This is a genomic window from Sedimenticola sp. (genome assembly GCF_050289425.1).
Lineage (GTDB): Bacteria > Pseudomonadota > Gammaproteobacteria > Chromatiales > Chromatiaceae > Sedimenticola.
Genome location: NZ_JBNKFS010000032.1, coordinates 1 through 26443, shown reverse-complemented (window position 1 = coordinate 26443; position 26443 = coordinate 1). Strand labels below are relative to the sequence as shown.

At 54.8% G+C, this 26443-nt stretch carries 30 protein-coding genes; 4 read left to right on the top strand and 26 right to left on the bottom strand.

Translation table 11 applies throughout. The annotated features are described in order from the left end of the window. Window positions 1-9: 9 nt before the first annotated feature. From ACQY5R_RS17030 to trxA, 12 genes are all read right to left on the bottom strand, one after another. Window positions 10-945 (bottom strand): mitochondrial fission ELM1 family protein, encoded by a 936-nt coding sequence (locus tag ACQY5R_RS17030; protein WP_428610386.1) that lies wholly within the window; start codon window positions 943-945, stop codon window positions 10-12. Between the two features lie 60 nt (window positions 946-1005). Beyond that, window positions 1006-1929 (bottom strand): branched-chain amino acid transaminase, encoded by a 924-nt coding sequence (locus ACQY5R_RS17025; RefSeq protein WP_428610385.1) that lies wholly within the window; start codon window positions 1927-1929, stop codon window positions 1006-1008. A gap of 41 nt (window positions 1930-1970) precedes the next feature. Beyond that, complete coding sequence (gene glnE / locus ACQY5R_RS17020; protein WP_428610384.1) at window positions 1971-4817, bottom strand: bifunctional [glutamate--ammonia ligase]-adenylyl-L-tyrosine phosphorylase/[glutamate--ammonia-ligase] adenylyltransferase; 2847 nt, start codon at window positions 4815-4817, stop codon at window positions 1971-1973. A gap of 95 nt (window positions 4818-4912) precedes the next feature. Further along, window positions 4913-5317 (bottom strand): hypothetical protein, encoded by a 405-nt coding sequence (locus tag ACQY5R_RS17015; protein ID WP_428610383.1) that lies wholly within the window; start codon window positions 5315-5317, stop codon window positions 4913-4915. 362 nt (window positions 5318-5679) lie between these two features. Further along, window positions 5680-7332: a chaperonin GroEL gene (gene groL, locus ACQY5R_RS17010; protein ID WP_428610382.1), complete on the bottom strand. Its 1653-nt coding sequence runs from the start codon at window positions 7330-7332 to the stop codon at window positions 5680-5682. Between the two features lie 54 nt (window positions 7333-7386). Beyond that, window positions 7387-7677, bottom strand: coding sequence for a co-chaperone GroES (gene groES / locus ACQY5R_RS17005; protein WP_428610381.1), 291 nt, complete (start codon window positions 7675-7677; stop codon window positions 7387-7389). 172 nt (window positions 7678-7849) lie between these two features. After that, window positions 7850-8872: a M14 family metallopeptidase gene (locus ACQY5R_RS17000; RefSeq protein WP_428610379.1), complete on the bottom strand. Its 1023-nt coding sequence runs from the start codon at window positions 8870-8872 to the stop codon at window positions 7850-7852. Further along, window positions 8856-9530 carry an N-acetylmuramate alpha-1-phosphate uridylyltransferase MurU gene (gene murU, locus ACQY5R_RS16995; RefSeq protein ID WP_428610387.1) on the bottom strand — a complete coding sequence of 225 codons (675 nt, stop codon included), beginning with the start codon at window positions 9528-9530 and terminating at the stop codon, window positions 8856-8858. Before murU ends, ACQY5R_RS17000 begins: the two co-directional genes overlap by 17 nt. 31 nt (window positions 9531-9561) lie before the next feature. Further along, on the bottom strand, window positions 9562-10515 hold the full coding sequence (locus ACQY5R_RS16990) for a glycosyltransferase family 9 protein (protein WP_428610378.1): 954 nt from the start codon (window positions 10513-10515) through the stop codon (window positions 9562-9564). 21 nt (window positions 10516-10536) lie between these two features. Beyond that, on the bottom strand, window positions 10537-11967 hold the full coding sequence (rfaE1, locus tag ACQY5R_RS16985) for a D-glycero-beta-D-manno-heptose-7-phosphate kinase (protein ID WP_428610376.1): 1431 nt from the start codon (window positions 11965-11967) through the stop codon (window positions 10537-10539). A 122-nt stretch (window positions 11968-12089) separates the two neighbouring features. Then, a complete protein-coding gene (rho, locus tag ACQY5R_RS16980; protein ID WP_428610375.1) occupies window positions 12090-13346 on the bottom strand; it encodes a transcription termination factor Rho in 1257 nt (418 codons plus the stop codon). A 181-nt stretch (window positions 13347-13527) separates the two neighbouring features. After that, the gene (gene trxA, locus ACQY5R_RS16975) at window positions 13528-13854 is read right to left on the bottom strand and encodes a thioredoxin TrxA (RefSeq protein ID WP_428610374.1); all 327 of its coding nucleotides are present in this window, start codon (window positions 13852-13854) and stop codon (window positions 13528-13530) included. Between the two features lie 182 nt (window positions 13855-14036). On the opposite strand from trxA, the gene rhlB reads away from it, so the two are divergent. Further along, the gene (gene rhlB, locus ACQY5R_RS16970) at window positions 14037-15392 is read left to right on the top strand and encodes an ATP-dependent RNA helicase RhlB (protein WP_428610372.1); all 1356 of its coding nucleotides are present in this window, start codon (window positions 14037-14039) and stop codon (window positions 15390-15392) included. Between the two features lie 8 nt (window positions 15393-15400). Then, on the top strand, window positions 15401-15778 hold the full coding sequence (locus ACQY5R_RS16965) for a YkgJ family cysteine cluster protein (RefSeq protein ID WP_428610371.1): 378 nt from the start codon (window positions 15401-15403) through the stop codon (window positions 15776-15778). A 273-nt stretch (window positions 15779-16051) separates the two neighbouring features. Here the strand turns inward: ACQY5R_RS16965 and yrfG are convergent, their stop codons facing one another. Further along, on the bottom strand, window positions 16052-16705 hold the full coding sequence (yrfG, locus tag ACQY5R_RS16960) for a GMP/IMP nucleotidase (RefSeq protein WP_428610370.1): 654 nt from the start codon (window positions 16703-16705) through the stop codon (window positions 16052-16054). Window positions 16706-16755: 50 nt separating this feature from the next. Here yrfG and nudE point away from each other — a divergent pair, with 50 nt between their 5' ends. After that, entirely contained in the window at window positions 16756-17304 is a 549-nt protein-coding gene (nudE, locus tag ACQY5R_RS16955; protein ID WP_428610369.1) for an ADP compounds hydrolase NudE, read from the top strand. 16 nt (window positions 17305-17320) lie between these two features. Here the strand turns inward: nudE and ACQY5R_RS16950 are convergent, their stop codons facing one another. Further along, window positions 17321-17782, bottom strand: a complete 462-nt coding sequence (locus ACQY5R_RS16950; RefSeq protein WP_428610368.1) for a hypothetical protein — start codon at window positions 17780-17782, stop codon at window positions 17321-17323. A 72-nt stretch (window positions 17783-17854) separates the two neighbouring features. Between ACQY5R_RS16950 and ACQY5R_RS16945 the strand changes: the two genes are divergently transcribed. Further along, window positions 17855-19042, top strand: a complete 1188-nt coding sequence (locus ACQY5R_RS16945) for a DUF484 family protein (RefSeq protein ID WP_428610367.1) — start codon at window positions 17855-17857, stop codon at window positions 19040-19042. Between the two features lie 86 nt (window positions 19043-19128). Here ACQY5R_RS16945 and ACQY5R_RS16940 read toward each other — a convergent pair whose 3' ends face one another. The 12 genes from ACQY5R_RS16940 to ACQY5R_RS16885 all read right to left on the bottom strand — a co-directional run. After that, the gene (locus ACQY5R_RS16940; RefSeq protein WP_428610365.1) at window positions 19129-19497 is read right to left on the bottom strand and encodes a YajD family HNH nuclease; all 369 of its coding nucleotides are present in this window, start codon (window positions 19495-19497) and stop codon (window positions 19129-19131) included. 93 nt (window positions 19498-19590) lie between these two features. Continuing rightward, window positions 19591-20730 (bottom strand): amidohydrolase, encoded by a 1140-nt coding sequence (locus ACQY5R_RS16935; RefSeq protein WP_428610363.1) that lies wholly within the window; start codon window positions 20728-20730, stop codon window positions 19591-19593. 21 nt (window positions 20731-20751) lie between these two features. Further along, window positions 20752-21069 carry a YciI family protein gene (locus ACQY5R_RS16930; RefSeq protein WP_428610361.1) on the bottom strand — a complete coding sequence of 106 codons (318 nt, stop codon included), beginning with the start codon at window positions 21067-21069 and terminating at the stop codon, window positions 20752-20754. Window positions 21070-21206: 137 nt separating this feature from the next. Beyond that, entirely contained in the window at window positions 21207-21812 is a 606-nt protein-coding gene (locus ACQY5R_RS16925; protein ID WP_428610359.1) for a DNA-3-methyladenine glycosylase I, read from the bottom strand. A gap of 29 nt (window positions 21813-21841) precedes the next feature. Next, complete coding sequence (locus ACQY5R_RS16920) at window positions 21842-22129, bottom strand: YciI family protein (protein WP_428610357.1); 288 nt, start codon at window positions 22127-22129, stop codon at window positions 21842-21844. A gap of 35 nt (window positions 22130-22164) precedes the next feature. After that, a complete protein-coding gene (locus ACQY5R_RS16915) occupies window positions 22165-22743 on the bottom strand; it encodes a TetR/AcrR family transcriptional regulator (RefSeq protein WP_428610355.1) in 579 nt (192 codons plus the stop codon). A gap of 261 nt (window positions 22744-23004) precedes the next feature. Then, entirely contained in the window at window positions 23005-23313 is a 309-nt protein-coding gene (locus tag ACQY5R_RS16910; protein ID WP_428610353.1) for a hypothetical protein, read from the bottom strand. A gap of 323 nt (window positions 23314-23636) precedes the next feature. Further along, window positions 23637-24011 (bottom strand): nuclear transport factor 2 family protein, encoded by a 375-nt coding sequence (locus ACQY5R_RS16905; protein WP_428610352.1) that lies wholly within the window; start codon window positions 24009-24011, stop codon window positions 23637-23639. Between the two features lie 28 nt (window positions 24012-24039). After that, on the bottom strand, window positions 24040-24879 hold the full coding sequence (locus ACQY5R_RS16900; protein ID WP_428610351.1) for an RNA polymerase sigma factor: 840 nt from the start codon (window positions 24877-24879) through the stop codon (window positions 24040-24042). A 216-nt stretch (window positions 24880-25095) separates the two neighbouring features. After that, window positions 25096-25464, bottom strand: a complete 369-nt coding sequence (locus ACQY5R_RS16895) for a hypothetical protein (protein ID WP_428610349.1) — start codon at window positions 25462-25464, stop codon at window positions 25096-25098. A gap of 93 nt (window positions 25465-25557) precedes the next feature. Further along, a complete protein-coding gene (locus ACQY5R_RS16890) occupies window positions 25558-25863 on the bottom strand; it encodes an NIPSNAP family protein (protein ID WP_428610347.1) in 306 nt (101 codons plus the stop codon). A 174-nt stretch (window positions 25864-26037) separates the two neighbouring features. Beyond that, the coding region (locus tag ACQY5R_RS16885; RefSeq protein WP_428610345.1) for a transposase at window positions 26038-26443 on the bottom strand (406 nt) is incomplete at its 5' end.

Here is a 26443-nt window from a genome sequence, read left to right as displayed (position 1 = left end):
GACCCTCGTCTACAACCACTCTGCGACCATCCACTCGGCGCAACGCTCCGCCTCGTTGAAGCGGCCCGGAGGAACGGGCAACCGCCCTGTCTCCTGCCAACGTCGATACGGGGTCACCCAACCGCCTTCAATCAATCGTTCCACACCGCGACTGATGCGCCCCGGTTTTGTTTGTTCCAATCCTATCAATCCCACAGCCGCACCGGATGTGATGGCCTCGTAGACCATGGAAACAGAATCCTCGCTGACCCAGACGGCAGCACTCTCTGCCAGTTGCCGCCCGACCCATCCCGGCCCCGTCTCTTGCCAAGGTACCAGGGTGAGGTTAGCCAGCTGCAAGGCGGCGATTTTTTCCAGGCAGCCGGCGGGCGTCCGGCGCGAGTCACTAAGAAGGAAGCGCTGTGCAGGATTATGCCGCACTATGGATTCAATCTGGGCGATGACCGTTTCATCCTTCCAGGCGTAGTGACGGGACATACCACCCAGGAGAATCAGTGTCTGGGACGAACCATCCCGTACACAGCTGGTGACGCTGTTCATCACCCCTTGTGTCACAAATACCTTTCCCCCTGACACCCCGTCATGCTCGGGAATCACACAAAGATCAAACAGAAAGCGCGGCAAGGAGGGTTTCATGATCACCACCGTCCGCCCGCCAAAGGCCCTTCGTGCCGCCAGCAGGGCAAGATGCGTCTGGTGTCCCGCTCCCAGGATCAGATCGGGCGGTGGCAGTTGTTGGCCCGCTGGAAAGCGGCCGCTCAGCCACTGCACCCACTGACCAACCCGACCGACCGCCACTATATCGTGCCGGATAACCTGGCGCTGGCGAGCCAGGGCCTGACACAACCCCAACGACTGGTTTTCATGCCCCGGTTTGCCATCGGTCAGCCGCCAGATCACCAGCGGCTCCGCCTCTTGCTCCATCTGTCGGTTAGGGGTTGGCAATGTGAGATCTACCCCCTAAACCCATGGTGGACTCGGCCCGCTTAGGGGTATCAATCCGGATCACACGTAGGTCAGCCACTCGGGGTGTTCGGCACGCCGGCCATGCACTTGGTCGAAATACATCGTCTGCAGCTTTTCCGTGATAGGGCCGCGGCTTCCACACCCGATGGTGCGGTTATCCACCTCGCGTATCGGCGTCACTTCGGCCGCCGTGCCGGTGAAGAACGCCTCGTCGGCGATGTACACCTCGTCCCGGGTAATGCGCTTTTCGACGATCGGAATGCCCAGCTCTTCGGTGAAGGAGAAGATGGTCTTGCGAGTGATGCCATTCAGCACCGAGGTAAGATCCGGCGTGTAGATAACACCATCCTTGACCAGGAAGAAGTTCTCGCCGGACCCTTCCATCACATAGCCGCTGGCGTCCAGAATCAGCGCCTCATCATAACCGTCATTGACCGCCTCCTGCAGCGCCAGCATGGAGTTGATGTAATTGCCGGTAGCCTTGGCCTTGCACATCATGGAGTTAACCTGATGCCGGGTGTAGGAAGAGACACGGATACGGATGCCGTTTTTCAGATTATCCTCACCCAGGTAGGCACCCCACTCCCAGGCAGCGATCATGACGTGCACGCCGAGACTGTCGGCGCGGATACCCATACCCTCTGAGCCATAGAAACAGAGCGGCCGCAGGTAGGCGGAATCCAGCTTGTTTTCACGTACCACATCGATCTGTGCCTGGTTCAGGGTCGCTTCGTCATAGGGCATCTTCATCCCCATGATGTGAGCCGACTGGAATAACCGGCGGGTGTGCTCTTCCAGTTTAAAAATGGCCGGCCCTTTTTTCGTCTGGTAGGCGCGGACCCCCTCAAAGACCCCCAAACCGTAATGCAGGGTATGGGTTAACACATGCACCTTGGCCTCGCGCCAGGGCACCATTTCGCCATCCAGCCAAATCCAGCCGTCGCGGTCCGCGAATGTAGCCATCTATCCTCTCCAAATAACTCAAGATTGTAAAAATTGGTCTGTCACGCTGTCATCAACTGCCGCCACAACGCCTGCACCTGTTCCCGCTCTTTCAGTAATTCATCGTCAGAAACCAGCCCAGGCAGGTCACTCAACGCCTTACGGTGGTAGACAGCGCGCAAGGCACGGTAATTTTCCGCCAGCCGCTGCGCCACTTCCCCCTCAAACAGACGATGCCGTGCCAGCGATTCAAGCAGACGAATATTATCTGTCCAATCAAGCAGATCGGGGTGTTTATGTGCCCAGCGCAGAACGTTGTATTGAACCATAAATTCGATATCCGCGATACCGCCAGCACCCTGCTTTATATCGAATTGCGCGCCGTTACTCTTATCCAGCGAGGTGCGCATCTTCTCGCGCATTTCCCGCACATCCTCACGCAATTTTTCCGCATCGCGCTCGCGCGACAGCACCTCACGGCGGATGCGCTCAAATTCTTTAATCACCGCCCCATCACCCGCCACAGACCGGGCTCGCAGCAACGCCTGATGCTCCCAGGTCCAGGCGGCATTTTTCTGATACTCTTCAAACGCTTGCAGTGAACTGACCAGCATACCGGAATTGCCGTTGGGACGCAGACGCATATCGACCTCATAGAGGATCCCGGCCGGAGTACGGGTGGTATACATATGAATCATGCGCTGCCCCATTCGGGCGTAGAAGAGATCATTGGCAATCGCCCGCTCGCCGTCGGTCATCCGGTTCGGATTATCATTGCCATGCAGAAATACCATATCCAGATCGGACCCATAGCCCAGCTCAATACCACCCAGCTTGCCGTATCCGATCACCGCGAAGCCCTTGTCTTCCGCCGCCGCATTGCTCGGCCGCCCATACTTGCTCACCAGGGTATCCCAGGCCTGCTCCATCACCTTGCAGGTGATGGTTTCGGCAATCTCGGTGAGATAGTCGCTGACCACCATCAACGGGATCACCCCGGTCAGATCGGCCGCCGCCACCCGCAGCATATTGCTCTGGGTAAACTGGCGCATCCGCTCCATCTGCTGCTCCAGGTCATCTTCCTCAACGGCTGCCAGGGCCGTTTCCAGCTCCGCCTCCAGCCCCTCCCGCTTCAGTGGCGTATAGAGCCGACGCGGATCCAGCATCTCATCCAGCAGCAGCGGATGTCGCGCCACCTGCAGAGCGATCCAGGGACTGATACCCACCAGCTTGACCAACTGGATCAATGCCGTCGGATTCTCCACCAGCAACGCCAGATAGGCGGTACGCCGGGTGATGGATTCAAGAATCTTCAGAATACGCTCCAGGGTCACATCCGGAGCCGGGGATTGGGTCACCGCCTCCAACAGTACCGGCATCAACTCCTGCAGACGATGCTGTCCGCGCTGCCCCAGGCTGCGGCAAGCATGACCCTGACGAAACCCCGCCAAACGGGACAGCACGGTCACCCCATCACTATATCCCGACTGCTGCAACAGCTCGATGGCCTGTTCATCCTCCAGATCCTCTTGCCAAACCGCCTGCAGCGGCGACTCGGCCACCACCTCTTCGCTGAGGGCAAAAACGTTATCAAAATGGGCCTGAACCCGAAAGCGATGCACCTCTAGGACGGCAAAAAAAGAGGTCCAATCGTCAAATCCCATGGAGCGGGCAATACGCAACCGACCGCCAGGACTATCCGGAAGCAGATGAGTCTGTCGATCTTTCCAGGCTTGAATGCGGTTCTCCACCAACCGAAGAAACCGGTAAGCCTCGGTCAACTCCGCCACCTCGTCCTGAGACAACTGCTGTTTATCACCCAGCACTTGCAATACCTGCAGAATAGGTCGAATCTGCAGTTCGGGTTCCCGACCACCGCGTATCAGTTGGAAGGCTTGGCCGATGAACTCTATTTCCCTTATGCCACCGGGGCCCAGTTTTACGTTATCAGCCATCCCCTTGCGTTTCAGCTCGCGGCTGATCAACCGTTTCATATCGCGGATCGACTCAATAGCACCAAAATCGAGATAGCGACGATAAATAAACGGTTGCAGCATGGACATGATTTCGCGGCCGGCGGCCGCATCACCCGCCACCACACGCGCCTTGATCATGGCGTATCGCTCCCACTCCCGGGCATGGGACTGGTAGTAGGTCTCCATGGCATCGAACGAAAAGGCCAAGGGGCCGGCATCGCCAAAGGGGCGTAATCGCGCATCCACCCGGAACACAAACCCATCCACCGTCTGGCTGTTGAGCGCCTTCACCAACTGCTGGCAAAGGCGGATAAAAAATTGCTCGTTGGGGATAGGACGGGCACCATCGGTCTCGCCCGGCTCAGGGTAGGCAAAAATCAGGTCGATATCGGATGAAAGATTCAGTTCCCGGGCTCCCAGTTTGCCCATACCCAGCACCACCAGGTATTGCTGCTCGCCCTCTTCGCTACGCGGTACGCCCTGCTTTTCCGTGGCCCAGTCATAGAGCAGAGAGAGTGCGCGCGAAACACACGCATCTGCCAGAGCGGAGAGATCAGCCAGGGTCTCGGCCAGCGGAGCCGTCTGAGTCAAATCGCGCCAGATAATCCGCACCATCTGTTCGTTGCGAAAACGGCGCAAAACTTGATGCAGTGCGGCTTCATCCTTCACTTCGGCCAAGCTGTTACGCAACAGACCATCCATCTCCTGATCGGCATAGCGGCGCGACAGGCAACCAGACTGCAGCATCTGTAACATCAGTTCAGGCGATTTCAATCCGTACTGAGCGACAAAGTCACTCCCCTCCCAAACCTTTAGCAACGCCTCTTCCACGCCATCCATTGAGCGAATTTCAGTCGCCAGCTCCGGTGCCGCCACTTGCCAGTGGTGCCATTTTGTTTCCGCTTCTTGAGTGGGGTGTTCAAACGACTGCATAGATTTCTCTGGTTCAGGTCTGGGTTAATGAACGGCGTATCGTGCCGGGATGCGGATGCCAATCGGGTCAACCGGCACCCGCCGCCAAGCTACTGCTATTGCAACTTACCTTTTTTTATCAGGTATCCGGCCAATGTTTTCGAAGACACAAAATGGAGATGCACCTTTTCATCACCCGAGGCATTTTGCTCAAACTGTTCACGGAGTTGTCGATATAATGCCCCATCCGGCTCGCCCACCAATACAATACGCAAACGGTTATAACCGGCCGTATCCCTTTCGGCCAATCCCGCCTGTTGCAGACAGATCAACTGCTCTGGCGTGACGTTACGCAGCAGATACACCAACAACCGCTGCCCCACCAACAATCGTTGATAACGGATCCCCGACAAGACTTTGATATCGCTCTCGATATCGTCAAAAACGGACGCCGGACAGCCGCAACCCAGGCACTCACGAACAAACGGCTCAACGGCGGAGAAGGGAAGATCGATTCTCATGGCGGCACCATTCCTGACAACAGATACCTGTCCATCCTACAGCCACTCCTGGCAAAGGTGAATGGGGGACGTGTGTTTGAGAACTCCTACCAAGGATGGGTTTCCGTCACGGATGGCATAATAGGAAAAGGGCAGACACGGGAGCCTGCCCCTACGACCATTTACACCATGCCGTCTAAGATAGGGAGGGTGGGCAGGCCGTTTGTGCCCACGTGGATGCTGGCCATAAAAAACCCTGCCTGGCGTTGCCAGGCAGGGTTTTTGTCCACGGATGGACTTATGCCGCGAAGGCCAGGGATGGCCGGGAGCGGCTTTGTCCACGGAGGGAACAGGGCAGCCACAGGGGCCTGCCCTACGGCCATTTACATCATGCCGCCCATACCGCCCATGCCGCCCATACCGCCCATATCCGGCATGCCGCCACCGGCTTTCTCGTCGGCTGGCTCATCGGCGATCATCGCCTCGGTGGTAATCATCAGACCGGCCACAGAGATAGCATTCTGCAGTGCGGTACGGGTCACCTTGGTGGGATCCAGGATACCCATTTCGACCATGTCGCCATACTCGCCATTGGAAGCATTGAAACCGAAGTTGCCTTCGCCCTCAGCCACCTTGTTGACGACCACGGAAGCTTCGCTACCCGCATTGGTTACGATCTGGCGCATCGGCTCTTCCATCGCGCGTGCGGCGATCTTGATGCCCACATCCTGATCATGGTTGCCACCGGTCAGATCCTTCAGCGCCGCCAGGGCACGGATCAGGGCCACACCACCGCCCGGGACCACGCCCTCTTCCACTGCCGCACGGGTCGCGTGCAGGGCGTCTTCGACGCGGGCCTTTTTCTCTTTCATCTCAACTTCGGTTGCAGCACCCACCTTGATCACCGCTACACCGCCGGCCAGTTTGGCGACACGCTCCTGCAGCTTCTCACGGTCGTAGTCGGAAGAGGTCTCCTCGATCTGGGCACGGATCTGCTCAACGCGAGCCTTGATGTCGTTTTCGGTGCCAGCGCCATCGATGACAGTGGTCTCTTCCTTGGTAATCTGGATCTTTTTAGCGGTACCCAGTTCGTTCAGGGTCGCCTTCTCCAGGGTCAAACCGACTTCTTCGGCGATCACCGTACCACCGGTCAGGATAGCGATATCCTGCAGCATGGCTTTGCGACGGTCACCGAAGCCGGGCGCCTTCACAGCACAAACCTTGACGATGCCACGGATGGTGTTAACCACCAGGGTAGCCAACGCCTCGCCTTCCACATCTTCAGCGATGATCAGCAGCGGACGGCCAGCTTTGGCAACCGCTTCCAGCACCGGCAGCAGATCACGGATGTTGGAGATCTTTTTGTCGTGCAGCAGGACGTAAGGATCTTCCAGATCGACAGACATGCTCTGCTGGTTGTTCACGAAATAGGGAGAGAGGTAACCGCGATCAAACTGCATACCCTCGACCACATCCAGGCTGTTCTCCAGGGCGGAACCCTCTTCAACCGTGATGACACCCTCTTTACCCACTTTCTGCATCGCCTCGGCAATGATGCCGCCGATGTTCTCGTCGCTGTTAGCGGAGATGGTACCGACCTGGGCGATGGATTTGTCGTCAGCACAGGGCTTGGACATTTCAGCCAGTGCGGTCACAGCGGCCGCGGCGCCCTTCTCCATACCGCGCTTCAGATCCATCGGATTCATGCCGGCGGCGACGGCCTTGAGGCCTTCGCGCACGATAGCCTGAGCCAGTACGGTCGCGGTGGTGGTACCGTCGCCGGCCACATCAGAAGTCTGGGAAGAGACCTCTTTCACCATCTGCGCGCCCATGTTCTCGAAGTTGTCGGAAAGCTCAATCTCTTTAGCAACGGAGACACCGTCTTTGGTGATGGTTGGCGCACCAAAGCTCTTCTGTAACACTACGTTACGGCCCTTCGGACCCAGGGTGACCTTTACGGCGTCGGCCAGGATGTTGACACCACGCAGCATTCTCTGGCGGGCGTCATCGGAAAATTTCACTTCTTTTGCAGACATAGGTTTGTATTCCTTTGAAATTCAGTAAATTGAAGAGGTTTCGTTGACTCTCAATCAGTCTTCGATCACACCCATGATGTCTTCTTCACGCATCACCAGCAGGCTCTCCTCACCGAGTTTGACCTCGTTGCCGGAGTACTTGCCGAACAGGACCTTGTCACCGACCTTTACGTCCAGTGGGCGAGATTCACCGTTGCTCAGGACCTTACCGTTACCAACGGCAATCACTTCACCCTGGGCGGGCTTCTCGGTTGCACTATCCGGCAGGACGATGCCACCAGCGCTGGTGCGCTCCTCTTCCATACGACGAATGACCACACGGTCTTGCAGCGGACGAATATTCATCTACCGATTTCTCCTAATTTGGCTATTTACACAAATGGTATTTTTTATCCGGCGAGGCTGTTAGCACTCACCGAGACTGAGTGCTAATAATAGGGTCGAATCCGCCAGAGTCAAGTGCGGCAGGCAGAAAAAAACGGCGGATCGTGGCGAACCGCCCTGAGCGGACGAAAAACTAGAGATGGTCGTTGTAACGTTCCATTAAATAGCAGAAGCAGTCCTGGCGGATAACCCGGCAGTCGCGGGTGATCATCGAGGGCATCACCGGCAACCGCAACCGCAGTTCTCCCTCGACCACCTCCAGGTAGCGATCGGACACATCGGCTCCCTGCTCATCCATCACCGATAAGCCGGTACCGACGCCCCTTGCCACTCGCCCGATCGCCGTCCCGCGGGGCAATTCACGAAAATTCAGCCGTTCCAGATCCGGTGCCAGGGCAATATCCGTCGCCGTATTGCCAAAGTCGAAGCTGACCGACTCCGGCACCTTAACGGTCGCCACGGTATGAAACAGATCCAGATCGTGAGCGGCGACCGGATGATCGGGATGCGCTGACAGATGCAGGCAGGCATCCAGGTACTCCCGTACATGGGAGGCACCCAGGGACTGATCCGGCTTGCCGCACTCCAAGGTCACCGCCGGGCACAGATCAGCCATGGCAAGCGACTGGACGCCGGTAGGTCGGGTAAAGTAAACCACGGTACGACCAAACAGCGCGGCCAGATGGAGAAACCGGTGGTCCAAGCGATTGACACAAGCATAATGGGGATTGAGGCCGGTGTTATTGTGTACATCGACACTGGCGAACAACCCCCGCTGTCGCATCCGATCCACCACCTGACGCATCATCCTCGCCTCCGCCGAGTCCCGGTCGTCACCGCCCGGCCAGACCCGGTTGTAGTCGGGTTGCCCGGGTAATCGGCGCACCCCCTGGGCTGCTGCCGCCACATTGCCGATAAACAGGGAGAGCGAACGCGGCAATTCCCGTTCACCACCGGCGCCCCGATATTCGGCGAGCAACTGGCGTATCGCTTCCCAGCCGGTGGTCTCGTTGCCATGCATCAGTATAGAGACAAACAGGGCCGGCGACTGCCGGCCCTGCAGATGTATCAGGGTGGGCGCCCCGAGAAACCGATCCAGTTCAGAAGCCGGGCAGGTCAGCAAACCGTCCGGCAGGGCCTCAAACTCCCGCAGCATCACGTCCCCTCAACGCCTTATCCAGATCCTGCAGTCGCTGTGGCGTACCGATATCCAACCAACGCCCGGCGTAATGCTCTCCGCTCACCTTCCCTCCCGCCATCGCCTGACGCAGTAACGGCGCCAATGGGAAGGCTCCGTCAGGACAAGCCGCAAACAGTTCAGGCCGGTAAAGGCCGATACCGCTAAAGGTCAAACGTGCCCCAACCCCATTCGACCGCAACCGGGCATGATCGAGCAAAAAATCCCCCTGCTGATGGTGTGGCGGATTGTTCACCATCACCAGATGGGCCAGGGTATCAGCGGACATCGATACCGAGGCAAAGGGATAATCGGTCCAGACATCCCCATTGACCACCCAGAACGGCCCACCCCCCAACAGCGGCAATGCCCGGTAGATACCGCCGCCCGTCTCCAGCGCGCCGTCCGGCTCCGCAGAAAAAGCGATCGATACTCCCCAGCGCCCACCATCCCCGAGGAAGTCGACCAGCTGTTTCCCGAGGTGCGCATGGTTCACCACCAAGTGACGGACACCAGCCCGCACCAGCGCCTCAATGTGGTACTCGATCAGCGCTTTACCAGCCACTTTCAGCAGCGGCTTGGGGGTCGTATCTGTCAGCGGGCGCATCCGCTCCCCGCGACCGGCGGCCAGAATCATGGCGTGGCTTGGGGCGATCACAGCCGTTCGCTCAGACACCGGCTTCCGCCCCCACAGCCAGCTCCGCCAGCTTATCGATCACCTCATCGACACTGATATCGTTGATAACCGGCTTCCTAATCCAGCGCTTATGCTCAGCCAAGGCGCCGACCTGCCAATCCTCGCCGGTACTGAACAGAGTCAATGTCGACACACCCAAGGCACCGGCCAGATGTACCGGTCCGGTATCGTTACTGATGAAGTAGTCACAGCAGGCGATAGCCCCACAAAGCTGCGGGATGCTGACTCCGGAAACGGTTTCACAAACCCCCTCAAACACGTCGGCATAAGCGGTTTCACTCGGCCCGATGAACACCAACACCCGATACTGTTTGTTGAGGCGCTCGGCCAACTCGGCGAAATAGTGGTGACTCCAGCGACGATTCTCTTGGGTAGAACCGATATTGAGACCCAACACCGGTCGCGCTTCATCAGACTGATTTTGCAGTTGATCCGCGTACAGCCGTCCGGCCTCACTCAGGCAGAGCGCCGGCACCCGCCAGGTATCGTCCACGCCGGCTATTCGACAGAAGAACTGACTACGGTGATCATCTTCAAGACGGGAGATCCGCTCGGTATAGCCATAATGGTATTTGGGCCGCTTGGGCGCACCGCGCTTTACAGGGGCCTTGGCCAGATAGCTGATGGTGGCGGTCTCGCCAAAATTATGGAAATCGATCACTTGGTCATACGAGGCGGAACGCAACTTGCGGATCAACGAGGCAATCTCAGCCAGGGCCGGAAAAATACCGCGCTTCATCCGCCGCCGATCAAAAGGGATGATCTCGTCTACCAGGCCGCAGGCGATATCGGCAAACGCCTGGTTCGAGCGGTCCGTCAGTAGGGTGATATGGGCATCCCGATGGTGGGACTTAAGGAGGGAAAGGGCCGGCAGCAGCATCACCAGATCACCCAGCCCACTATAACGAATAGCGAGGATCTTCATACCTTCCCGCTCCGGCAGGGGCTAACGCTCCTCTTTAATACCATCAATGACCCGCGTGGTGCTCTTGCCCAGTATAATATCCACCAGCTTCACCTCCCCGGCCAGGTCACTGCCGACAATCTCCTTGTCGCGATAGTCGCTTCCCTTTACCAGTACATCCGGCATCACCCGCTTGACCAACTCATACGGGGTGTCCTGATCGAAAATCACCACATAATCGACGGCCTCCAACGCCGCCAACAGATAGGCCCGGTCATACTCCGGATTGATCGGTCGATCATCGCCCTTTAGACGTCGCACCGAAGCATCCGAGTTGACACCCACCACCAGCACATCACCAAAGGATTTAGCCTTCTCCAGGCTCTTGATGTGTCCCAGATGCAGGATATCGAAACAACCATTGGTAAAGACGATCCGCTTATCCTGGCTCTTCAGATAGCCAACAATGCGCTGAATGCCGTCGAACGTCTTGATGTGGGTATCGCTGGCCGCCTTGTGTAGAGACGATTCATACTCTTCAATCTCATCCAGGGTAGCAGTGGCGCTGCCTAGCTTGCCCACCACCACGGCGGCAGCCGAATTGGCAAAGTGTGCGGCGGTCTCGATATCTTTGCCGGACGCCAGTGAAAAGCCGAGCGCCGCCAAGACGGTATCACCGGCGCCGGTGACATCGTAGACCTCTTTCGCATGGGTGGAGATGCGCTGCATCGTTTCACCAAAGATCGCCATGCCGTCCTCGGACAGAGTGATAATGGCGTAGGTCAAGTCACACAGCCGTTTCAGCGCAAACCCCATGGACTCAAGATTTTCATCCTCTCTACCCACTGGAATGGCCGTGGCCAGCGCCGCCTCTTTTCGGTTTGGCGTAATCAGATAGGCGCCCCGGTATTTGGCATAATCTGTCCCCTTCGGGTCAACCAGGACACGCTTTCCCTGGCCGTTGCACAAGGTCATCAGCTGGGGAACCAGGGCGGGTGTAAGTACCCCTTTGGCATAATCCGACAGCAACACCATATCCACCGACGGCAACAACTGCTCAACCGTTTGTAGAATCTGCTGTTCATGCTCCGTACTGATGTCCACCCGGCACTCGCTATCGAAGCGCACCACCTGTTGATGGGAAGCAACAACTCGACTCTTTTTGCTGGTCTTGCGTCGTGGATCCAACAGCAGATGCTGGGTATTGACACCGAGATCACACATCATGGTAACCAGTTGCCGACCGGCTTCATCTCCGCCGATCACACCGGCCACCGACACCTTGACCCCGAATGCCACCAGATTGTTCACCACATTCCCGGCGCCGCCCAGCACCGCGCGCTCCTCGGTGACATCCACCACCTGCACCGGGGCCTCGGGTGAAATGCGCGAGCATTCGCCCCAGAGATAGTGATCGATCATCAGGTCGCCCACGACCAGGATATGCAGGGGAGGTGTTGTGGCTGTTTCCATTCTTGTCGCTATACCGGGCTGCGATGAGTGCCATTCCGAAACGGCACAAGGGAGTGCCTATTCTATCCCCTACGCCCTGAAATGAAAAAAGGCTGTTGATAACAGCCTTTCTTGGGAGAGGATCACCCCTTCATGGAGGTGAAGAACTCTTCGTTGGTCTTGGTATCCTTGAGCTTATCGAACAAGAACTCCATCGCCGCCAGCTCATCCATCGGGTGCAGGATCTTACGCAGGATCCACATTTTCTGCAGTGCGTCCGGCTTCATCAGCAAGTCTTCACGGCGGGTGCCGGAGCGGTTGATGTTGATCGCCGGGAAGATGCGCTTCTCAGCAATGCGCCGATCCAGATGGATCTCCATATTACCGGTACCTTTGAACTCTTCGTAGATTACATCATCCATGCGCGAACCGGTCTCCACCAGGGCGGTGGCGATAATGGTCAGGCTGCCGCCCTCTTCCACGTTACGGGCCGCACCAAAAAAGCGCTTGGGACGGTGCAATGCATTGGCATCCACACCACCGGTCAACACCTTGCCGGATGAAGGGATCACCGTGTTATAGGCACGGGCCAGACGGGTTATCGAATCAAGCAGAATCACCACATCCTTTTTATGCTCAACCAGGCGCTTGGCCTTTTCGATCACCATTTCGGCCACCTGAACATGGCGCGCCGCCGGTTCATCAAAGGTGGAGGAGATCACTTCCCCTCGCACCGAACGGGCCATCTCCGTTACCTCTTCCGGGCGCTCGTCGATCAATAGCACAATCAACTGGGCTTCGGGATGGTTATAGGCGATCGACTGGGCGATGTTCTGCATCAGCATGGTCTTGCCCGCCTTGGGGGGCGAGACAATCAGGCCGCGCTGGCCCTTGCCGATCGGCGCGCACAATTCGATGGTGCGCGCAGTAATGTCCTCGGTGCTGCCGTTGCCTTTTTCCAGATTGAACTTCTCATTGGCGAACAGCGGCGTGAAGTTCTCGAACAGGATTTTATTCTTGGCATTTTCCGGCTTGTCGTAATTGATCTCGCTGACCTTGAGCAGGGCGAAATAGCGTTCGCTCTCCTTGGGCGGGCGAATCTTGCCGGAAATCGTATCGCCGGTGCGCAGATTGAAACGCCTGATCTGGCTCGGCGAGACATAGATGTCATCGGGGCCGGCCAAATAGGAACTGTCCGCGGCGCGCAGAAAACCAAAACCATCCTGCAAAATTTCCAGGACGCCATCGCCGTGGATATCTTCGCCTTTTTTGGCGTGGGCCTTGAGGATGGCAAAAATCAGATCCTGTTTGCGGGATCGCGCCATACCCTCCAGCTTCATGGATTGGGCTAATTCGACCAGTTCTGTGACCGGCATCTTTTTTAGTTCGGTGAGATTCATGATGTTATGCGTGATTGAAAAAAAAGAACGGAACGGGGGTTAGGTTCCCGTTTGGAACAGAGTTTTTTGGAATCGCTCTGGGGTGATTGGTTTCTTGGTATTAGCGCTCACGGGAGGGCTACAATGCGAATTCTAGCACCATCCCGGAGTACGTCCAGTATTAAATGTAATTTGTTTGGTTTCAGAGATTGCTGTCAATAAAGGCAATCAGCTGAGATTTGGAGACAGCGCCGACCTTGGTAGCCTCGACTTCGCCGTCTTTAAACAACATCAGGGTGGGGATACCGCGAATGCCATAACGGGGTGGCGTATTGGGATTTTCGTCGATATTCAGTTTAGCGACACGGATCTTGCCGGCATAATCGCCGGTAATTTCATCCAGGACCGGTGCAATCATCTTGCAGGGTCCACACCACTCAGCCCAGTAATCCACCAACACAGGCAGATCAGATTTAAGCACTTCTGACTCAAAAGTATCGTCGGTCACATGAACAATCTGTTCACTCACTAGTATTCTCCACAAAATTCAGTTGGGATATCACACCCTAAAGTACGGGGCTGTACCGGTGCTTATCGTTACGTCTGGGATCTGTTGTTGTTCGTATCGCCAAACCCTGGGAGCTATTTGATCCCAATATTTTGACCATTTCAAGTCCAAACCATCAGTAAATTGCTGTATCCTAGCGCCCCATGACAGACAAACACCTCACGGACATCCGTTTTGACAGCTTCGGGCTGTGTAAAGAACTCGCACAAGGCATTGAAGACACTGGCTTTTCCTTCTGCACCCCCATTCAAGCCGAAACCCTGCCCATCGCACTGAAAGGACAGGATGTGGCAGGACAAGCCCAGACCGGCACCGGAAAAACCGCCGCTTTCCTCCTCGCGACCTACCAACACCTATTGAGTAATCCGGCAGCCGAGGGACGTAAAAAAAACCAACCCCGGGCGCTTATCGTTGCCCCGACCCGCGAGCTGGCGGTACAGATCCACAAGGATGCCGAGGTACTCGGCAAACATACCGGCCTGTCACTGGGACTGGTATTTGGCGGCACAGGCTATGAGCAGCAACGCAAGCAGCTTGAGGATGGCGTGGACATCCTGATCGGCACACCTGGCCGACTCATTGATTACCTGAAGCAGCACATCTATGACCTGAAGGCGACTCAGGTGGTGGTCATGGATGAAGCCGACCGTATGTTCGACCTTGGCTTTATCAAAGATATCCGCTTCATGCTGCGCCGCTGTCCACCGCCACAACAGCGGCTGGGCCTGCTGTTCTCCGCTACCCTCTCCTTCCGGGTGCTGGAGCTGGCCTACGAGCACATGAACAACCCGACTACGGTCAAGATTGAGACCGATAAAGTCACCGCCGACAAGGTCAAACAAGTCTGTTACATGACCGCCAATGACGAAAAGATCTCTCTGCTGCTCGGCCTGTTAAAACAGATGGATGCCCACCGCACCATTGTATTCGTCAACACCAAGCGCGGCGCGGATCTGGTCTGGGGCTACCTGGAAGGCAACGGTATCGGCGCAGCCGTGATTTCCGGCGATGTACCACAGAAAAAGCGCATGCAACTGCTGAGCGATTTTCAGGAAGGCAGACTGCCGGTACTGGTCGCCACGGACGTTGCCGCCCGCGGCCTGCATATCCCGGACGTTTCGCACGTGTTCAATTTTGACTTACCCGACGATGCCGAAGATTATGTTCACCGCATTGGCCGTACCGCCCGCGCCGGCGCCAGCGGTGACGCCATCAGTTTCGCCTGCGAAACCCACGCCTTTTCCCTGCCGGACATCGAGGCTTACATCGGCCACCGCATCCCGATGGAACCGGTCACCAGTGAACTGCTGTTCAAGGTGGACCCGAAAAGTCGCATCATCCCTGACCGCCCGGAACGGGACAAGCGTCGTAACAGCGGCGGCAGGCCACCCCGTAAAGCAACTTCCGCCACACCTAAGCCTTCAGAGGGCAGCGCGGATGCGACCAAGAAAAAGCGACGCCGCAGAAGAAAGCCGAAGCAGACCACTCATACAGAATAAGTTGCGCCATGGAACTGCCGGTAACCAACAAATGCGGTCGCTGCACCAACTCCACCTGTTGCACCTATACCACTGAAGCACTGGGCGTCGCCCCGCGCTCAAAGGCTGACTTTGACCACCTGCTGTGGCAAGTGTCCCATCAAGGCGTCGAACTCTATAGAGATGAAGGTGAGTGGTACTTGATGATTCTGGGTCGCTGCGAGCACCTGCAGCCCGGTGGTGCCTGCGGCATCTATAATGACCGACCACAGATTTGCCGTGATTACGACAATGACTGGTGTGAATATGACGCCCCGGCGGAGGAGGGCTTCGAACTCCATTTCCGCAACTACGCCGAGTTGCTGAGTTACTGCAAAAAGCGTTTTAAAAGCTGGGGTAAGCGATAGCCCGCAACCAATTCAGCCACCGGATTTATCGATCTCTCTCCGGCTAATAGAGCCCCCTCATTCAGCGCCTTCATCCCCGGGCAATCACGGGGGATTGCCCCTACGAAAAGGGATTACCCCCACACAGCAACAGAGGCGCCACACCCCATCACCCTGCTGTTCCGGCACACCGCCCGTACCGTAGGGGCGGCCCCCTGTGGCCGCCCTCAAGCCGTAAGGAATCAACCCCAGCATCTTGACGTGCAACAACACCCCCTACCAGACCAGGCCGAGTTACTCAGGCAGGATAGCGGAAAAATCGTCTATCGCCATAAAGCCTTCCGACTCGCGAGAAGGGCCCCGGGTATCGGGTTTCAGCACTCTGATCAGATTACTGATTCCATAATCCCGCGCCGACTCCAGCACCGAAAGACTGTCATCGACAAACAGGGTACGCAGCGGATCAAACGCCTCCACCTGTTGCAACCGACCCCAGAACTCCCGCTTCTCCTTGGGCAGACCGAGATCATGCGAACAGATTACGGCATCGAAATAGCCGTGTAATTTCGTGCGTTCCATTTTTAGCGCCAACGCCTTTTGATGCGCATTGGTCACCAATACAACCCGCTTACCCAAAGCCCGAACCGCTTCGAGAAAATCCACCACATGGGGATGAACGGCGATCAGATGATCCACTTCTGCCTTCAGCAGGGCGATATCCAGTCCCAACTCCCGGCTCCAGTAATCGACGCAGTACCACTCCAGGGTCCCCTCGATGCTGCGATAACGTCCTCCCAACTCCTCCTTTGCCTCTTCAAGCGAACAACCCGAGCTCTCGGCATAACGACGCGGCACATGCTCCAGCCAGAAATAGTTGTCGAAATGCAGGTCCAGCAGGGTGCCGTCCATATCCAGCAGAATCGTGTCGATTTGGTTCCAGTCCATCATGGGGTAAAGTTACAGCGGATCCTGACTCCATAGCAACAGAAGAAACCGACATGCCAAAACCGCCCCGCATCCGTAACCGCCGTACGCTTAATGAAACCGGCGTTTTTCATATCGAAGAGATCGATCTGGAGTTTACCAATGGGCAACAGCGCACCTATCAGCGGGTAGTCGGCTCCGAAGAGGGAGCCGTGCTGGTGGTACCGCTACTGGATGAAGAGACACTACTGCTGATCCGCGAATATGCCGCCGGGGTCAATCGCTATGAACTGGCATTCCCCAAAGGGCATATCGAAGCGGGAGAAGATCCACTCACCGCCGGCAACCGCGAACTGCAAGAGGAGACCGGTTACGCGGCCCGGCAGCTGGAACTGCTCAGCTCGGTCACTGTGGCACCGGGATACATCTATCACACCACCCACATCGTGCTGGCCAGGAACCTCTATCCCCACCCGCTGCCCGGCGATGAACCGGAACCGATCGATGTGATTGAGTGGAAGCTAGACCAATTTGATCAACTCCTGGCCCAGCAAGATTTCACCGAAGCCCGGTCACAATTGGCACTGTTTCTGGCCCGGGAAAAATTGCAGCGCAATCCATAGCCACCCAGAGAGAGCGCTAGCGACAAAACTCCCGCAGGTAGTCACTCTGTTCACGAAGCTGCCGGTGCAGCCGCTCACCCCGCGCCGGTTTATACCCGTGGCGCAGCTCCGCCTCAATCCGCTCAACCCGCTGCTGCGCCTTCCAGCACGCCAGTTTTTGCTTCCGGGCATCCTGCGCCGCCCGAGCCAGTGCATCATGCTGCCGGGAAGCGGTTTTCGATGAAGCGCTCCGCTGACGCCGGGAGCGAGGCAGCGGACTTTTGGCCCACTTTGTAGTGTGAACATCCAACTTAATCTCTTCCCCCTGCGCACAGGGAACCTGTTGAAACAGCACGCCACCCGCCCCATCGGGACAGCGAAACACGCCCGCAACCGCTGTGGCCGGGGCGGACAAGTTGCAGAAAAGTGTGATCAACCCCCCAACAATAGCGGCCCTGACACGCGCTTTGAGGCAATCCCGCCTCCACCGATATCTCATCCCTGATACTCCTTACTATACTGGTGTCACATACTGTCACTGGCACAAACTGTAACAGCGGGTATTATGTACATGGACAAACTCACGCCCAACCCCGGATGGTCGCCCCGAATCAGTATGCCCAAGACACCACCCAATCCCTCTCCCTCTGACCTGGCCTTCATCAATCGCCAGCTTAGGCAGCGCTTGAGCACACTCACCCGCGAGGCCAGCCACAATGAAGAGGTGCTAAAACGGTTCCACGACCGCGAACTGACTTTGTTGGCTACCGAATCGCTCCCCCAACTGCTCAGCTGTCTGGCAGACGGCATGAAATCCTCCTTTGACCTGCCCACCATCCAACTGGTACTGCATGATCCTGATCATGAACTCCGACATCTGCTACTGCACTCAGGCATCGAACCGGACAGCCTGAGCGATATCCGCTTCGTCGATGAGATATCGTCCTTTTCCCCCAGACATGCCCGTTACAAGGCGCCTTGGTTGGGGGCCTATATGGAACAGGACCACGCTATCCTGTTCCCTAACGCCGCCACCCTGAAAAGTATCGCCATCCTGCCCATGATTCGGCGCAGCAAATTGGTGGGATTTATCGGTCTTGGCAGCCACGACCCAAACCGCTTTACCCGCCATCATGCCAGTGACTTTCTCAACCGCCTGGCCACGATCAGCGCAATCTGCCTGGAGAACACCGCCAATCGCGAACACCTGGTCATCGCCGGCCTGACAGACCCCCTCACCGGTCTGCACAACCGTCGTTACCTGGAACGGCGACTGGAAGAGGAAGTCACCCGCGCGCTGCGTTACCGGCATCCACTGAGCTGCCTGTTTATCGACGCCGACCACTTCAAACAGATCAATGACCGGCATGGACACGGCGCCGGCGACAGCGTACTGCGTGAACTCGCCCTCCGGGTTCGGGAGTGCCTGCGCCTGTCCGACATTGCCACCCGATTCGGCGGTGAAGAGTTCACCCTATTGCTACCCCAAACCGACGCCACGGAAGCACTCAACCTGGCGGAAAGAATCCGTCACCGTATCCAGGACAAGCCGATCGCCATTCATGGCGGTGAAAGTGTCGCGGTCACCGTTTCCATCGGCGTGTCCGCACTTCGACCCGATAGCGACAGCAGCACCCAGCAAATTGGAGAACGACTGCTGGGCGACGCGGACAGTGCGCTGTATGAATCCAAAGAGTCCGGACGTAATCGCGTACAACTGGCGACCACGCCAGCATGCCAGAAAACAACCCCTCCATAACTGAAACAAACGATTAACCCGCTGTAGGGGTTATCTGAAATACCGCCAAAACCTAGGTTGAACACGCTTGTGGGATGGATCACCCGCTACTTTTTGTCTTTCATTTTGGCGGCGAGGTCGGCAAAGGGGTTATGGGTTGCCCCCTTTTTCGCAGAATCGGTGGCAACATCACCATATTCAGAATCGATATAGCGTGAATGCTCGTTGTCATGGCAATAGATACACAGCAGTTCCCAGTTGCTGCCATCCGGTGGATTGTTGTCGTGATTATGATCCCGGTGATGTACCGTCAGCTCCCGTAGATTTTCCCGGGTGAATTCACGAGCGCAACGCCCGCAAACCCAAGGATACATCTTCAGGGCTCGCTCACGATAACCCTTCTCCCGCTCTTCCCGTGCACGCCGGGCTTCTGCGACGACTCGATCCAGTTTATCCGGGGGCGTTTTTGGCACCATGATTTGTCCTGCAAAAAAAGCGATGGCAGATAACCGCAATATACATTCAGTATAGTGCTACACAATTCATATTGAGTAGCCGAGCGGTGACTTTCACCACGAAGCGGATGGCTCCAACAGGCATTGCCGTATAATCCGCAGAAACAGATCCGCCCCGATCGCTATCAGTTCATCGGGAAACCGATAGTGGGGATCATGCAGGTCAGGCGTATCCTCTCCCGCCCCCAGACCAAACATCGCTCCCTTACAGGTCGCCGTGATACGGCCAAAATCTTCAGACCAGCGAAATGGCTGCTCAATTTCCTGAATCACTTCTCCCGCACAGCGACGTACAATGTTGGCCGCCGCCGACGCATTCACCGTGGCCCCGAAGATATCGTCATAGTCGATACGGTATTCCAGCCCGTCAGCTTTTGCCGAATCCGCCACAACCGCTTCCGCCTGGGCAATCAGGCATGCCATCATGTCATCCGTTTCACTACGCAGAGTCGCCCACACTTCCGCCCGGCCCGGTGCCGTACCAAACGCCTTTTCGCCCAAGTTGGCGCCCACGACCGTGACGAACGCCATCTCATGAGCGGCGTCAATGTCCTGAGGAAGAGAGGAAAACTGTTGAATAATCTTGCACAGCGCCCGAGCCGGACTGCGCCCTGTTTCCGGCTGCGCCGCGTGGGCGGTTTTACCGGTCAGGGTAATCGCCATACCACGCGAAGCGGCACTGAAAGCACCATCGCAAATCAAGACTTGCCCAAGCGGATAGCCTGGCAGGTTATGCAAGGCAAAGGCATAATCCGGAGCGATCATTGAAAACCTGTCGTCCTTCACCACTTCGGCCGCACCTTTACCGATCTCTTCTGCGGGCTGGAACAACAGTACGACCCGCCCCCTTTTTGGCCGCTGCCTGGCTAGCGCCACACCCACTGCGGCCACAATGGCCATATGCCCGTCATGCCCACATTGGTGCCCGACACCCTCAACCCGCGATCGATCGCTAAACGGGTTGATCTCTTGAATAGGCAATGCATCCAGTTCGCAACGCAGTAAAACGGTAGGACCAACTTCTTGACCGGAAAACACTACGGCAAGCCCGTGGCCACCCAGCCCTTCTATCATTTCAGTCGGCTTCAACGGCTTGAAAAAACGCACGATTCGACGGGCCGTCTCCGCCTCAGATCCAGATAGCTCAGGATTCCGATGCAGCACCTGACGCAGCTTGACAACATCATTGGTCATCTTAAAAGGAAAGCCCCTTATTCAGGATAGCGGAACAGCGTCAACGGCGATGGCAGCGGTAAACTGTTCCAAACCGGCAGCCGACAGGGTCGGAATAAACTCTGTGACGGCATACTCAGCCACTTTGGCTTTGAAGAATGGGTCCTCCTCAATGATGACATCCACCTCTTCCCGGCTATCACAATCCATAAGAATCACCCCTCCGGTTCTCGGTACCTTTCTCCCGGACAGGACAAACTTACCCAGTGAATAGCACTTATCCAGATAAGCAACGTGTGCATCAATGCACCTATCCACCTCAGTAAGCTCCGCAACATAATTCAGTGACACGACAAACATTCAGCATCCGCTCATCTATAACAGTCTGTTTTATCCACCAACCAAAATGCCCATAAACTACTTGCGTGATCTACACAACGTACGCAGACATTCAGGGAATATATGGTCGATGCCTTTTGCCAGGATGTAAAGTAAACCTACGGCCGCTTAAAATGTTTCCGCGCTTGTGCAACCTTTTTTCTGATCACGCAACCCTCAACATGATCGTTTATTAACCCCATGGCCTGCAAAAACGCGTACACCGTCGTTGGACCCACAAATTTCCAGCCCATCTTCTTCAGCGCCTTTGACAGCGCGACAGATTCTGCTGACGTGGAAGCCGTCTGCGGTTCGGCCGTGCTATTTGCCGCAGGTTCATAACGCCAGAAAAAGGACGCCAGAGAACCTTCCTGTTTGACGAGTTCTTGAGCACACTTAGCATTATTAATCACCGCTTCTATTTTTCCGCGATGACGAACAATACCTCTATCCCTAAGCAGTCGATCGATATCGCGTTCGGTAAATTGTGCGATTCTGTCAAAATCAAAATCATGAAATGCCGCGCGGAAATTTTCACGCTTAGCGAGGATAGTTCGCCAGCTCAATCCGGATTGAAAACCCTCCAGGCACAACTTTTCGAACAAACGCCGATCGTCAGCTACCGGGAAACCCCACTCATTATCGTGATAATCGAGAAACTCAGGTGCCGCCCCACACCACAGACAACGAGTTTTTCCATCCGGCCCCACAAACGGCGTAGTCATCGATCATCTCCTCATAGCATATGCACGGTTTAGCCAACTAGAAAAGCCAGCCGCTTGTCGGCCTGGTTTGGGGATAGTTCAAGAATCTCTGCTGTGACAACATCTTGCTCTACAAATGGATCACTGTTTATCCGGTCTTGCAGGTCTTCCCGTAACGTACTATTCACCAGAATAAATCCACCCAAATTCGGTTGTAGGCTGCCCACCAGTAAAAACACCCCTTCATCCATGCCCCGCTTAATCCACTCATTATGACCCGCTATAAATTGACCCGCTTGGGCTTTATTGCCGGAAAATTTTAACAGTACAATAAACATCAGCCTTATTCTCCTTGGAGCCTGAAGATCAATCTTCACGCGACACGGCTATCTGCATAGCGACTCAACCACTCATACAATAGATTCACTTCCTGTTTAATGAACGCTTCATCATGAAAAGCGCTGGCCAACGTGGCAATACCCTGACTGCGCGCCAAAAGATGCATGGCCAATTTATCGGCTTCCGTTTTATAGCCAAGGCATGTGAATTGCCGACCTAGCCAGGTACGAAACAGGGTGAATAACCTATTCGCTTCACTTTTCGACTCATGATTTAACTTCGACAGTTCAGTCGTTAATGTACCCACAGGGCAACCGTAGCGTTTAATTTTTACCCTATTCTTTATCATGATATCGATAAAGCTGCGAATACGTTCGGCTGGCGTTTCACCGCCCACTTCCCACGTATCCAGCATTGCCTGGGTATTAGCCAAACGCAGATCAATGACCGCATCCAAAATTTCATCTTTTGTTTTGAAATGGTAATAAAAATTGCCACGAGATATTTTGACTGCATCGGCGATATTTGCAAATGAGGTATGCTCAAATCCCTGTTGATAAAAAAGTCTGTCGGCCGCCTCGACTATCTGGTCACGCGTCGATTTATTCCGCATAAAACCTCTCCCGACAACATCTTACTAATTGGCGCATTATATCCTCGAGACAAATACCGTCCGTCCAGTGAGATACACTGACAATCAACTTCGGTTGAGCCAACAACGCCTAGGACACTTGTCCTAGTTTTAGGGAAGCTTAGGACGAGCGACCTAGTTTGTCAAGAGACAAAAATCTGGGTCGCACTGTTCACTTTCCGAATGGAATCGCGAAAACTCACTTCATCAAGAGATAGTTCAGGGTATTTACAAAATACGGTGCTAGCTTAATTTTTGTTTCGCATAGTCCAGAGCTTCGCGGATATACCGCTCATACTCATTTTCATAATCAAGCGGTATGATGACCCACTCCTTAAAACGCTTCTTGGTAAAGTTGAACTCCACACCGGCGCCCTCATTGATCAGCGCGTTGGCCCGCGCTGGAGAAACCTTGATGATCAACCCTCCCCCCTTGCTGAACATCATGGCGATAAATGCACCTCTATAACGCAGGCAGGGCGTGCCCATCATCGTTGAGTGCTCGACACCCGACTCCTTCAACAGTTGCTGTACTGCCTGGTCGTAACTCATGGCTGACTCCCGTTGATATGATCCAGGATATATCCGAGCAACCTTGGGTTGTCATCCAGATAGAGCCAATGGGTCATCGCCGGTACTTTGTTTCACACAGATGCATCACTAACCCTTCATCTCGATAATGGTGAAGCCGGACATCTTCGTGGCGCCACCATCGCATACCGATTTGTCGGGATGAACTACGCCTATCCCTTTGATCAGGTTCATTCAGACTAGAAAGCTGGTCGCCTCCGAGATGGAACGTCATATTTTCCTCCTGTCTATCGGACCCTGGAATCGACAGTGTCGATATTGCCGATTCCAGGGTCTTTCAAGTACTACGAGGGTTGGTCGAACTCCTTGCGGAACTCCTCGGCATCGTAGTAGATACGGATAGCACTGATTTTCCCGTTCACTACCTCGTATATCTCAGCGATATCGAAGCTGATCTCTTTGCCGCTCGGTGCCACGACAGTGAAAACCCCCTCCAGCAAGGCCAGCTTCTCCTGCCCAAAAGCCGAAACCGGCTCATATCCCCTTATCAGAGGTAAGAAACCGTTGTTCAGATCGATTACCGCACTCTTACCGCGAACCTCTCCCACAGCCGGCCCGGTGAAAATGACGTCATCCGCGATCAGGTCTGTCCACGCCTGATTGCCGCCTTCCATCAACTGCTGGTACTGCTGCACAATCTCTAAAGCGCTCTTTGTCATATCGTTCTCCTGTTTTTTGGTGAAGATACTACTTAGACAAATGAGCCGTCGATTTCGGACGAACCTCCAGCACATTGCGCTTTTTGCCCTCTTCAACCCACGCATCACGGTTCTCCAGCATAAAGGTATTCAGCCGTGTATTCGGACTGTTGAGCGGATCGATGGAGCGGGTCAGTTCCAGCCGTAGGTCGAGCAGGTATTCACGATCCGGCGAATCCCCCTGCCTGACCAAGGCTATCTTGTTGGCCTCCACCTGCGCATCCTGTTCAGGGTTCAAGATACCTTTAAGTGCCGTGCACTGGTCACAGCGCCCCCGCTTAGAGACAAACGAGCAGCGCTCATCGAAAATACGAATCATATTTCTGCGTGCATCGGCTATAGCGTGTTTGACCTTACCCTCGCTCAGGCCAGAAATACGCATGATCTCACTAACCTTAAATTCGTAAATCTCCTTGAGCAGCAGGCAAACCTGCTGTTCGACCAACAGCGTCTTGTTGATGCAGTTCAGACAGTAGGCGATGTGCTCACGGATTTCGTAATTGCGATACGGCGTGGCATCGAACACGTCGCGAAATACTACCCAGTGTTCAGCCGAATGGGTATGCAGCATGGCACCGTAATCCTGGCTGCTCTCCTCCCAGCGACGCTGCTTGTTCAAGTGGTTTTTTGAGAGATTAAGGGCGATTGAAAATACCCATGTCCTAAATGATGACTCTTCCCTGAATGACTCTATGTTCTCCCGCACCCGAATATAGGTCTCCTGAACGATATCCTCTGCATCCTGGCGCTGGGGTAACAGCCGGAACACAAATGAGCGCAATTGGTCCCTTAACGCAAGAAATGAATCAATGGCCTCAGAACTATTCATAATCAAATTTGTATTTCATTGTAAGATCCAAAAATCGTTGTCATTTTAATATCAGTATTAGCGGGGTTATTACCTGATCCAAAAATCACATTACAATTATTATTTGTTTGGTACAGCAGTGCTAAGTAGACCGGCGAAAATCCATATAAGTCCAGGACCCTCCATGCATGTAGCGCTCGTTCTCTCCACTTGCAGAGTCACTCAAGGTCTGCATAATTATACATCTTCGAATAATTCGTAATTATCATTAATGTAATCCATCATTCTATCCGCCTCCATGCCGTCTAATAGATCTGCATATGTGTGACTATGTATGTAGACATACACAAAATTAAATAGGTAACGCTCTTCTGCTTCTATATCTACTTCGAAGTCACGTTCTATCTCTTCGATTACGGACAACATGCTCATCCCTCGATCTGTACCGTTAATCTCCCTATTAATAGAAGCAAAAACCGGGGCAATTCGAAAAAGCTCGTATTTGGTATTTAATGGCGACTTCCCATCAGCAAGTTCCGTATATGCCTGATTAAAGGCGTCAAATGCTTCTTCCGCCCATTTGATTTTTGTCTTTGGTATGTTCATACCTTACTTACAATGCTCGGATTAGCGGCGCAAATATAATGAGCGTCCAGACCGCGTTTTGTGCAGCCAATGTTATGGCTGATTGATATACGTTTATTCGAATAGTGGTTTGAAGAAACTACGCTCATAGCTAAGAATACAACGAGTTTCTTCAGCATATTTGAAAGCAGCAATACACTCTGGATCATTTAATGAATCTTGTCTATATTGCTCGTACTCTGCAAAGCTTGGAAATGTAAACAAGGCCAATGCCACATCATTAGCGCCTTCGGATGGCAGGAAATACCCATGATGCTGCCCCCCGAATTTATTAACCAACGGGATCCATAGCTTTGAATAGTACTCAAACTCTTGAAGCTTGTATGGATCAATAACATAACGTAAATAGCAAGTTACCACTTAATTCTCCTCATATGATTCGTACAACGAGACTGCAGCAATTCATTGCCAGATACGAGTATCTTCATCACTACAGCCCTCCCATTTTACCTGTATAAATTTTCGCCAAACCAGCTTTACATAATCATCAATTATGCGCTAATGCGATGACAGATTGTGGATAACTCTGTGGATCTATCCAATTGCGCCATAATTCATGATCTTCTCAATGTTATGCACCATACAGTACAACTGCCATTGCCCCTGAACCTTTCGCTTACCTCGTAGTGAGAACCGATTGAGCCGTTTATTGGTGCCAATATTACCAAACACCGGCTCCACCACTGACATACGGTGACTGTAGATGGATTTGCCCAGTTTGCTATCCACCCGCCGTTTCATCCACTCCGTGGCGTCGGCATGGGTCGAGAACGTTTTTGACACCTGACGGCCATGCCCGTCACGCGTATCCGCCGATTCCGGATTGCGCATACAATCCTGTTTTAACCCACACCGACGGCAGTCCGTCAGGCGGCCTTCAAAGTAAAGCTGTACCCGCCCCGACCCTTGCCCATATTCACCCCTCAACCACATTTCCTTG